This is a genomic window from Streptomyces tricolor (genome assembly GCF_002155905.1).
Classification (GTDB): Bacteria; Actinomycetota; Actinomycetes; order Streptomycetales; family Streptomycetaceae; genus Streptomyces; species Streptomyces tricolor.
The window spans coordinates 1-9,197 of sequence record NZ_MUMF01000282.1; the positions used below are offsets into that span (position 1 = coordinate 1).

Here is a 9,197-nt window from a genome sequence, read left to right on the forward strand (position 1 = left end):
GCCCCGCCCTGCGGGTGACCCCGCAGGCACCGCCCTTCCTGGTGCTGCACGGCACCGGGGACGAGCTGGTGCCCTGCGCACAGAGCGAACGGCTCACGGCGGCCCTGCGTGCCGCGCGGGTTCCGGTCGACCACGTGCGGGTGGCCGGCGCGAACCACCTGTGGGCGGGGCTCGCCGAGGAGGAGGTCGAGCGCTGCTTCGACAGGACGGCCGCCTTCGTCGCCCGTCACTGCGCCGGAGGATAATCGGCGGGTACCCGATCTTCCGAGGAGCCATGAGTCACCGCGCCGCCAACCTGCCCCAGCTGCTGTCCGAGGCCCGCCGCTGGTTCGAGGACGCCCTGTTCGCCAGCATGGAGGCGGCGGGGGAGCAGCCCGTGACGACGGCGCAGGCGTCCGTCTTCGCCCTGCTCGACACCGAGGGCACCACCGTCTCCGAACTGGCCCGGCGGATCGGCGTCACCCGGCAGACGGTCCATCAGGCGGTGCACGGACTGATCGGCATGGGGCTGCTGGAGCAGGTGCCCGACCCCGAGTCCGCACGCCGCCGCCTGATCCGTACGACCGCCGAGGGGCAGCGGGTGCACGAGCGGGCGCAGGCCACCATCAAGGTGATCGAGTCGGTGCTGACGGAGCGCATCGGGCCGGCCCCGGCCCGCGCCCTGCGGGACGCGCTGACCTCCGACTGGGGAGAGCCGCCGCTCGTCGCCGCTCCCTGAGGGGCCTCACGCCGCCGGGTTCCGCTCCTCGGCCGGAAGGGGCGGTACGACGATCCGCTGCACGGCCCGGCTGAGGACCAGCACGCCCAGGACGATCAGCAGGGCACCGCAGGCCTCCGGCACGAGCCACCAGCCGGTGCGGATCCGCTCGTCGAACAGCGTGACCGCGAGGGCCAGGCTCACCACCGCGTCGCCGATGGTCAGCGCCGGCTGCGCCGCGGCCAGCGGACCGGCCTGCAACGCGTTCTCCAGCAGCAGCACGGCACAGACGCCGGCCAGCGCGAAGCCGTACGTCTGCCAGGACCGCAGGAACGCCGTGAAACCCTGGTCGGCGAACGTGCCGGCGGCCGACTTCAGCAGGGCCGCGGTCAGCGCGTTGCCCGTCGCCGAGGCGGCGGCCAGGAACGCGGCGCGCCGGGCCGGCGGGTGGCCCCGGCCCGCCAGGAGAACGGCCGCGGCCATCACGCCGACGCACAGGCACACGGCCGGGATCCACCGGTCGAGGGGCGCGTGATGGGTCGCGCCGTGCGGGGCCGCCGCGACGAGGAGCACGGCGAGGCCCCCCACACAGCCGCCCACACCCCACCAGCCCGAGCGGGGCAGCCGCCGGTGCATCAGCGGCGCGGCGACCAGCAGCGCGAACGGCAGCTCCAGGACGAACAGCGGCTGGACCAGCGCGAGCGGGCCGTTGACCAGGGCCAGGCTCTGGAACACCGCGGCGCAGATCACGCCGGCCATGCCGATCATCCAGACCGGCCGGCGCACCAGCTCCGCGAGCAGCCGGACCCCGCCGCGGCTGCTGGCCGAGGCCGCCTTGCGCTGGCACGCGGTGCCCACGGCGCTGCTCGCCGCTCCCGCGACGGCGAACGCCGCGGCCAGTTCGATCACGACCGTCTCCCGCCTGCCGGCAGACCCCAGGATCGGGCCCGGTCAGCCTGCGCAAGACATCGACACGCCGCTCAGGACACGACACGCACTCCGGCACCGCGCCCGCGCGTCCGGGCCGGGCCGGTGCCCCGGTCCGGGGTCACGCGGCGGCCCGGGCGGTCGGCCGCAGGGCCGCCTCGGCCGCGCGCCCGCGCCACTCCTCCACCGTGTCCTGCTGGCGTGCGGCCCGGTCGAGGAGTGTGTCGAGCAGTGCGGCGTCCAGCCGCTCGTCGGTGGACGCGAGCCGGCGCAGGGTGGACCAGACGGCCGCCTTGCCCTCCACCCCGAGCCGCAGCGCCTCCAGTTCCAGCAAGGTGCTGAGCGGAGAGCGCCGCACCAGCCGGCCGTTGCCCTTGAGCCGGGCCGCCTTCTCGGCGGCCCAGCCCGCCCAGACCTTGTAGTGGCGCACGGGGACTCCCAGGTTCCGCATGATGGCCAGCAAGGTCGCCCGGTCCTCGTCGATCTCGGCGGCGACGGGGCCGAGGGCCCGGCCGAGCGCGGAACCGCGCATGGTGCGGGCCAGATGGCCGATCCGCTGGGCGCCCGCGGTGGCGCCGGCGAGGTGGTCGTTGAGATAGACACCGAGCAGCTTCATGTCGGTGCCGCCGGTGGACTCGGGCCCGGGCGTTCCGGGCTGTGCCGGTCCGTTCATGACAGGCCTCCTTCCTGGCTGCCGTGGCGTGCGACGGGGGCGTCCACGGCGTCCGGCGGCGCGCGGCGCGCCCACCGTCGTCGTGACGCGTACCAGGCTCGGCGTACGGGGCGCCGAGCCGAAACCGAAGCGGACGGCGGGCTCGACCGGGGCGAGCGGGCCGAGGTCCCGCCCTTCGTGGACGGCGCTCGCCGCGGTGATCCGGTGCAGATCGCGCGCGCTGTACCACTCGCGCCGCCCGCCGCCGGCGCTGCCCCGGGTCCGTACCCCGAGCAGCACACGGGCCGGCGGGTCGGTCACCCTCGTCCAGCCGGGACGCGCGGCCAGCGCGCCGGGGACGGCCCGCAGCGCCAGCCCCGGCAGACTCCGGCGGCCGACGGTCAGGCGCAGGTCGAGCAGCGAACCGGCGGTGACGGTCCACCGGTCCCCGGTGACGTCGACCCGTACCGGCACGATCCGCACCTCGTCGAAGGCGTAGGTGCCGGCGATGAACTCCGCCGTGCGCCGGGTCGGGGCCAGCAGCAGGCGGTGACCGTCCTCCCGTTCGAGCATCACGTCGCTGAACGGGCCGAAGGGCGAGCAGGGCCAGTGCCCGAGCACCACGCGGGTCCCGGACGCCGTCCCGATACTGGCGATCCAGCCGTCGAAGCGCAGCCGGGCGGGGCCGGGCGCGGGCGCGTTCATCCGCCCGGGGCGGCCCGGTCGCGGGCCCGGCCGCGGCGCCGCACGGGACGCGACACGCCCAGCCGCACGTTCCGCACCCCGTCCGAGAAGTGCACGATCGGCCGCGCCACGGGCGGGGGCAGTCCCGCCGCCCGGGTGAGGGTCTCCTCCATCGCCTCCAGGCGCGTCTCGCGCAGCGGCCAGGGCGCGTGCTCGACGGGGGTCTCCCAGAGCACGCACGCCCCACCGCAGGGTGAAGGCCCGCCAGCGCGAGGTCAGCCAGACGTCCAGACGGCTCGGCCGGACCGGCTCGCCCGGCCGGACCACCAGGCGGTAGCGGGGCCCACCGCCCCACCGGACCCCGGTGTAGGCCACCGTGTCCCCGTGCCGGGCCAGCGCCAGGCGGCCCAGGCGGTACGGCACGCCCATCGCGCGGGCGGCGAGCATCACCGGGCAGGCCACCTCGATGGACAGGAACCACAGCCCGTCCCGGCCGTCCGGGCCCCGCACGTAGGTGCGCAGATTCGTCTCGGCGAAAGGGGGCAGGGACGCGGGCGACCCCGGCGGGCGCACCCCGGCCATGACGAACGGCGTGAGGCTCACCCACGCCGAACCGTCGTACGTGTCCACGGCGAGCCCCCGCGGCAGCAGGAGCTGGATCTGCGCGGGCGAGTAGGCCCAGTGCACGAAGCTCTGGGTCAGCCAGTCGGCCCGCAGCTCCGGGACGTACACACGCTGCTGGGGTCCATACGAGACCACGCGCACCGACTCCCCCGGAGCGGGGCGCCGAAACCCGGCGCGCCCCCATCGGTCCCCGCGCCGGTCCCACCGAGTGCGGGCGGCGGCGGCCGGGGGAGGGGCCGGGAGGCGCACGGCCACCGCCCCTCCCGCTCGGGCGGGCGGCCCGGTGTGCGTGCGCTGGCCCCGGCTCAGGTGGCGCGGGTTCCGCCGCCCCGGCGGATCCGGCCCAGCAGGTCCCGGTGGTAGGCCGCGAGTTGGCCGGCCGGCACGGGGGCGGGGCTCCCGGCGAGGGTGTACCAGGTGTCGCTGCCGGAATGCTGGACGGCGACCCGCACACTGCGGCCGTCGGACAGGAGGATGGTCGCCACGGTGAGATCGCCGGTGATGACGCCGACTTCGTCGGTCATCGCCCCGCCGGGACCGGCCGTGACCCGGTCGACGTAACTGTTGATGCTGGGAGGGGTGTTCATGGGGCGCAGGGTGTCATCAACCCGACCGGGATGCCCCGCACCGCGCAGGTGTCGGACCCGGCTGTCGCCGCGTTGGGCGTGCCGCCGGGGGCCGGCCGGCCCTCGACGCCGACGGGAGCCGGTCCTCGGCCGCACACGGTGGGAGCCGGCCTCAGCCGAACAGCGGGAGCCGGTCCGCCGCCGCGCCCAGGGCGGCGCGTTCCGTGTCGGTGAGCGCGGCCCGTCCGGTGCCCACGCGCGCGTACCGTTCGTCGCTCCACTCCGCCGGAGCGGGCCCGCCGAGCAGGCCGTCCAGCGTGGCCCGCACCGCCGCCAGGCCCTCGGGTGAGGGGCCCGGTGCGAGCGGGAGCCGGACGGTCAGGTCGAGGTGGTGGACGGTCGCCTCCACCGCGAGCGTGGTGATCAGGTCGCCGGCCGTCAGCACATGCCCCTGGGTGGCCACCCGCCGGGCCGGATCGACCGAGTCCGCCGCGTGCACGGCCGCCGCCAACGTCTCCAGATACAGCTCCTGCAACTGCCCGAAGACCAGGAACATGCTCCCGTTCACCCGCGCCCAGCGCCGGCCGTTCGCCGCCCCGGCGGTGTCCGGACGCCAGTCCTGCCAGTACGTCACCGCGTCCCGGTCGACGGGCGCGTCCGCCGGCGTGTGCAGCGCCACCAGTCCGCGCTGGGCGTCGTGCAGACAGTGGAAGACCAGGTCGCGGACCGCCCAGCCCGTGCAGCCGGTCGGCAGCCAGGACTCCTCGTCGCCCAGCCCGGCGACGACGGCCGAGGCGGCCTCGTAGGCGGCGCGCAAGGTACGCGCGGGACTCGTGGTGTGCGCTGTGCTCATACGGTCTCTCCCCGGACGTGTGCTGTGGCCGGTCCCTGCTTCCGGACGCGCGAATCGGACGGGAGGGCAGGCTCCGGCATCCCGGGCTCAGCCGTCGCCGTGCGCCCCGTACGTCCGCGCCCGCAGATTAGCCCGCGCCCGGTGGCCGGCATGTCGCGGGCACGGGTGCGGCCCCGGGCCGCTGTGCGCCGGCCCGGGGTCCGTGGTGCGGTAGGTGCGGCGTCTCAGGCCGCGAGGCGCTCCGCCAGCTGCCGGGCCCGGGCCTCGGCGGCCTCGAAGGCGCGGTCGCGGGAGGCCTCGTACAGCGGGACCAGCTCGGACATCGCCGGGTTCTTCGACGCCATCGTCAGCTCCGGCACGATGAACTCCAGGTCCAGGCCGAGGGCGTCGGCCAGGACGGCCTTGAGGTAGGTCTGCACGTACTCATAGCCCTCGCGCGGGGTGCCCGGCGCGTAGGAGCCGCCCCGGCTGGCGACGACGGTGACCGGGGTGCCCTTGGCCGACGGGTTCTCACCCGCGGTGCGGCCCATGAGGATGATGTTGTCCAGCCAGGCCTTGAGGGTCGACGGGATCGTGTAGTTGTACATCGGAGCGCCGATCAGGATCGCGTCGGCCTGCTCCAGCTCCTCGATCAGCTTGACCCGCTCGGCGAACACGGCGGCCTGCTCGGGCGTGTGCGCGGTCGGGGGGACGAAGCCGGCGAGGTGGGCGTCGGCGGTGATGTGCGGAACCGGGTCGACCGCCAGGTCGCGGTAGATGACCGTGCCCTGCGGGTGCTGCTCCTCCCAGTGCTTGCGGAACGCCTCCGTCACGGCGCGGGAAGCCGACGCCTCGGTGGGGAACACGGACGAATCGATGTGCAGCAGGGTGGCCATGAGGTGTCTCCAGAAAGGGCTGGGCAGCCGCACGCCAGGGCGTCGGCTCACGTTTCGTACTGGACTATGTTTATCACACGGACTTACTTTTTCTCAGCCCCCTACGCTGGGGTAGTACCCTGGGGGCATGGCGGCGGAGCAGAACCACGACAGCGCGGCGTGCAAGCGGGTGGACCAGGGCATCACCCGTGTGTTCCAGCTGCTCGGCAAGCGCTGGAGCGGCCCGATCGTGGCCGTGCTGGTGGAGCAGCCCGCCTACTTCGCCGACCTCCGGCGGGCCATCCCCGGCATCAGCGAACGCATGCTGTCCGACCGGCTCGCCGAACTCGGTGCGGCCGGCCTCGTCCTGCGCGAGGTCGACGAAGGTCCCCCGCTGCGCGTGTCCTACCGGCTGACCGAGGCCGGCGCGGCCCTGGAGCCCGCCCTGCGCGAACTGGCGGAGTGGGCCAAGGCCCATCTGCCGGAGGCGTCGGCGTTCCCCGAGACGAGCCTGGAGCGGCCGGCCGGAGTGCACGGCTAGGGCCTGTCGTTCGGATCAGGGCGGCTGTGCGGCACGTTGCCTTTCGGCCGACCTGAGCGGGGCGTGGTGCGTGCAGCTGCAAGGCGGAGGAGGGAGTCGACGCGGAGCGTCGGCGAGTGACGACAACGCGGCAGATGTGCGTGCCACGCCCCGCGACGCCGGCATGATCCGAACGACAGGCCCCAGGGCCCCAGCGGCGGGTGGGGTGTCCGGGAGTTGTCCCCCGGGCCGGTGCACCGGGCCGCAGGGTGGTGGGGGAGTACGGCCGTCCGACACGGTGGTGGTCCGCGGAACCGACCGTCCCAGGAGGACCCCGTCGTGCGCATCCTCACGGCCACCGTGGCCGCCCTCGCCCTCGCCGCCACCGCCGTACCCGCCGCGTCCGCGGCGCGCCCCGGCCCGCCGGTCACCGACGGAGTGTGGCGCACCGACGGCTACGGCACCCTGCTCGCCCTCGGCGGGGGAGCCCTGCGGAAGTACGAGACCACGTCCCTCAGCTGCATCCCGGGCGACTCCGCACGGCAGACCGGCCCCGGCCGGTACATCACGCCCGACGGCACCGTCCTCGCCGTACGGACCACGCACGACCGCGACCGTGCCCGGCTCGCCGCGGACAGCTCCGTCGGGCACCGGCGGCTGGCCCGGCTGCCGGCCCTGCCCGCCGACTGCGCACGCCCGGCCTCCGCGGACCCGCGGACCCGCTTCGACGTGCTCTGGCAGACCTTCGAGGAGAACTACCCCTTCTTCGCGCAGAAGGGCGTCGACTGGCACGCCGTCCGCGACCGCTACCGGCCCCAGGTGCACCGCGACACCACCAGGGCCGAACTCTTCGACATCTTCGCCCGCATGCTGCGGCCCCTGCACGACGCCCATGTCGCGGTCAAGGACGGCGACCGCGTCGTCGCCGAGGTACGGCCCGGCACCGAGCCGCCCAGCCCGGAGCTGGACGCCAAGGCGAAGAAGTACATCGTCGCCCGCGATCTGAAGGGCGCCACGGGCCGCCGGGACTTCGCCGCGGGCCGGATCACCTACGCCGACCTGCGCGGCGGCCTCGGCTACCTGCGGATCTCCGGCTTCGGCGGCTACGCCGGGGACGGAGCGCCGTACACCGCCCAGCGGGCGGAACTCGACCGGGCGCTGGACGCCGTCCTCACCCCGGACCGCACCCGGTGCCTGCACGGCCTGATCATCGACCTGCGCGTGAACGGCGGCGGCTCCGACGCCCTCGGCATCCGGATCGCCGCCCGGCTGACCGACACTCCGTACACCGCGTACGCCAAGCGCGTCCGCAACGACCCGGCCGACCCCACCCGGCACACCCGGCCCGAACCCGTGCGCGTCGTCCCGGCCGCCGGGTCCCGGTACACCGGCCCGGTCGCCGTCCTCACCGGCGGATCGACCGTCAGCGCCGGCGAGACCTTCACCCAGGCCCTGCTCGACCGGCCCGGACGCACCGTCCGGATCGGGCAGCCCACCCAGGGCGTCTTCTCCGACGTCATGGTGCGCACCCTCCCCGACGGCATGCTCTTCGTCCTGCCGAACGAGGAGTACCTGACCCGCACCGGCCGCACCTTCGACGGCACGGGCATCCCGCCGCAGCTCACCGAACCCGTCTTCACCGAGGAGGAGTTCGCGAACGACCGCGACTCGGCGTTCGACCGCGCGGTGACCGTCCTGCGTCCGCGCCGCTGACCTGGGCCGGTCCAGGCCGTCGGCCCGGTGGGCCAGGACGCCGTCCCGGCCGCTCCGGGACGCCGGCCGGTCGGTGCACGCCGGTGATGACGGTCAGTCCACCGGCCAGGTGTGCACCGGGGCGTTGAGGTGCATGTAGTCGATGTACACCTGGGTCATCCGGCGCAGTGCCTCGTGCCGGCCGGCGTGCGCGGTGCCGGCGACGTGGTGGAACATCTCCTTCTGCCACACCGCTCCGTTGCGTGCCGTCACACAGCGCTGCTCGATGACGCCGAGCAGCGGCTCCCGCCACGCCGCGTCCATGCCGGAGTGCTCCAGGCCGCGGTGCGCGAGCGGCAGCAGCCGCCGCAGCACCAGCTCCGGCACCGGCACCTCGCCCATGCCGGGCCAGTACAGCAGGGCGTCGATGCCCTGCCGGGCGGCGGCGTGCAGATTGTCCTCGGCGGCCGAGAAGGACATCCGCGACCACACCGGCCGGTCCTCCTCCACCAGGGCCCGGGTGAGCCCGTAGTAGAAGGCGCCGTTGGCGAGGGTGTCGGCCACCGTCGGGCCGGCGGGCAGCACCCGGTTCTCCACCCGGATGTGCGGCCGGTCGTTGGCCACCGCGTAGACCGGCCGGTTCCAGCGGTAGATCGTGCCGTTGTGCAGGGTCAGCTCGGACAGCTCGGGGATGTCGCCGCGGTCCAGCGTCTCCGCCGGATCCTGCTCGTCGCACAGGGGGAGGAGGGCCGGGAAGTAGCGCAGGTTCTCCTCGAACAGGTCGAAGACGCTGTTGATCCACCGCTCCCCGAACCACACCCGGGGCCGTACCCCCTGCACCTTGATCTCCTCCGGACGGGTGTCGGTGGCCTGCTCGAACAGCGGGATCCGCGTCTCGTGCCACAGCTCCTTGCCGAACAGGAACGGGGAGTTGGCCGCGAGCGCCACCTGCACCCCGGCGATCGCCTGGGCCGCGTTCCAGTAGCCGGCGAACTCCTCCGGCGACACCTGCAGGTGGAACTGCGTACTGGTGCACGCGGCCTCCGGGGTGATGGTGTCCGCGTACGTCCGCAGCCGGTCGGTCCCGTCGATCTCGATGCGCAGATCCTCGCCGCGCGCGGCGAAGAC

General features: G+C 74.7%; 10 protein-coding genes and 2 pseudogenes. 4 read left to right on the top strand and 8 right to left on the bottom strand.

Features of this window, described 5'->3' with window-relative positions; all coding sequences use genetic code 11:
• On the top strand, window positions 1-245 hold a 245-nt coding region (locus CCN44_RS20770; protein ID WP_158103131.1), incomplete at its 5' end, for an alpha/beta hydrolase family protein.
• 29 nt (window positions 246-274) lie between these two features.
• Window positions 275-718 (top strand): MarR family winged helix-turn-helix transcriptional regulator, encoded by a 444-nt coding sequence (locus CCN44_RS20775; RefSeq protein WP_086698532.1) that lies wholly within the window; start codon window positions 275-277, stop codon window positions 716-718.
• 6 nt (window positions 719-724) lie between these two features.
• On the opposite strand, the gene CCN44_RS20780 is transcribed toward CCN44_RS20775, so the two are convergent.
• From CCN44_RS20780 to CCN44_RS20810, 7 genes and pseudogenes are all read right to left on the bottom strand, one after another.
• Complete coding sequence (locus CCN44_RS20780) at window positions 725-1,606, bottom strand: DMT family transporter (protein WP_059247121.1); 882 nt, start codon at window positions 1,604-1,606, stop codon at window positions 725-727.
• Between the two features lie 139 nt (window positions 1,607-1,745).
• The gene (locus CCN44_RS20785) at window positions 1,746-2,297 is read right to left on the bottom strand and encodes a hypothetical protein (protein WP_079081270.1); all 552 of its coding nucleotides are present in this window, start codon (window positions 2,295-2,297) and stop codon (window positions 1,746-1,748) included.
• Window positions 2,298-2,360: 63 nt separating this feature from the next.
• Window positions 2,361-2,981 (bottom strand): annotated as a pseudogene (locus CCN44_RS20790) (hypothetical protein); the annotation flags it as partial.
• A gap of 279 nt (window positions 2,982-3,260) precedes the next feature.
• Window positions 3,261-3,839 (bottom strand): annotated as a pseudogene (locus CCN44_RS47405) (DUF2071 domain-containing protein); the annotation flags it as partial.
• A 50-nt stretch (window positions 3,840-3,889) separates the two neighbouring features.
• A complete protein-coding gene (locus tag CCN44_RS20800; RefSeq protein ID WP_059247123.1) occupies window positions 3,890-4,171 on the bottom strand; it encodes a hypothetical protein in 282 nt (93 codons plus the stop codon).
• A 151-nt stretch (window positions 4,172-4,322) separates the two neighbouring features.
• Window positions 4,323-5,003 (bottom strand): maleylpyruvate isomerase N-terminal domain-containing protein, encoded by a 681-nt coding sequence (locus CCN44_RS20805; RefSeq protein WP_059247124.1) that lies wholly within the window; start codon window positions 5,001-5,003, stop codon window positions 4,323-4,325.
• 224 nt (window positions 5,004-5,227) lie between these two features.
• Window positions 5,228-5,878 carry an FMN-dependent NADH-azoreductase gene (locus CCN44_RS20810; protein WP_059247125.1) on the bottom strand — a complete coding sequence of 217 codons (651 nt, stop codon included), beginning with the start codon at window positions 5,876-5,878 and terminating at the stop codon, window positions 5,228-5,230.
• Window positions 5,879-6,005: 127 nt separating this feature from the next.
• Here CCN44_RS20810 and CCN44_RS20815 point away from each other — a divergent pair, with 127 nt between their 5' ends.
• Both CCN44_RS20815 and CCN44_RS20820 read left to right on the top strand, forming a co-directional pair.
• Window positions 6,006-6,398: a winged helix-turn-helix transcriptional regulator gene (locus CCN44_RS20815; protein ID WP_059247126.1), complete on the top strand. Its 393-nt coding sequence runs from the start codon at window positions 6,006-6,008 to the stop codon at window positions 6,396-6,398.
• A gap of 318 nt (window positions 6,399-6,716) precedes the next feature.
• Window positions 6,717-8,090: a S41 family peptidase gene (locus CCN44_RS20820; RefSeq protein ID WP_086698533.1), complete on the top strand. Its 1,374-nt coding sequence runs from the start codon at window positions 6,717-6,719 to the stop codon at window positions 8,088-8,090.
• Between the two features lie 93 nt (window positions 8,091-8,183).
• Here CCN44_RS20820 and CCN44_RS20825 read toward each other — a convergent pair.
• Window positions 8,184-9,197 (bottom strand): glutamate-cysteine ligase family protein (locus CCN44_RS20825; RefSeq protein WP_086698534.1); only part of this gene is annotated, 1,014 nt, incomplete at its 5' end.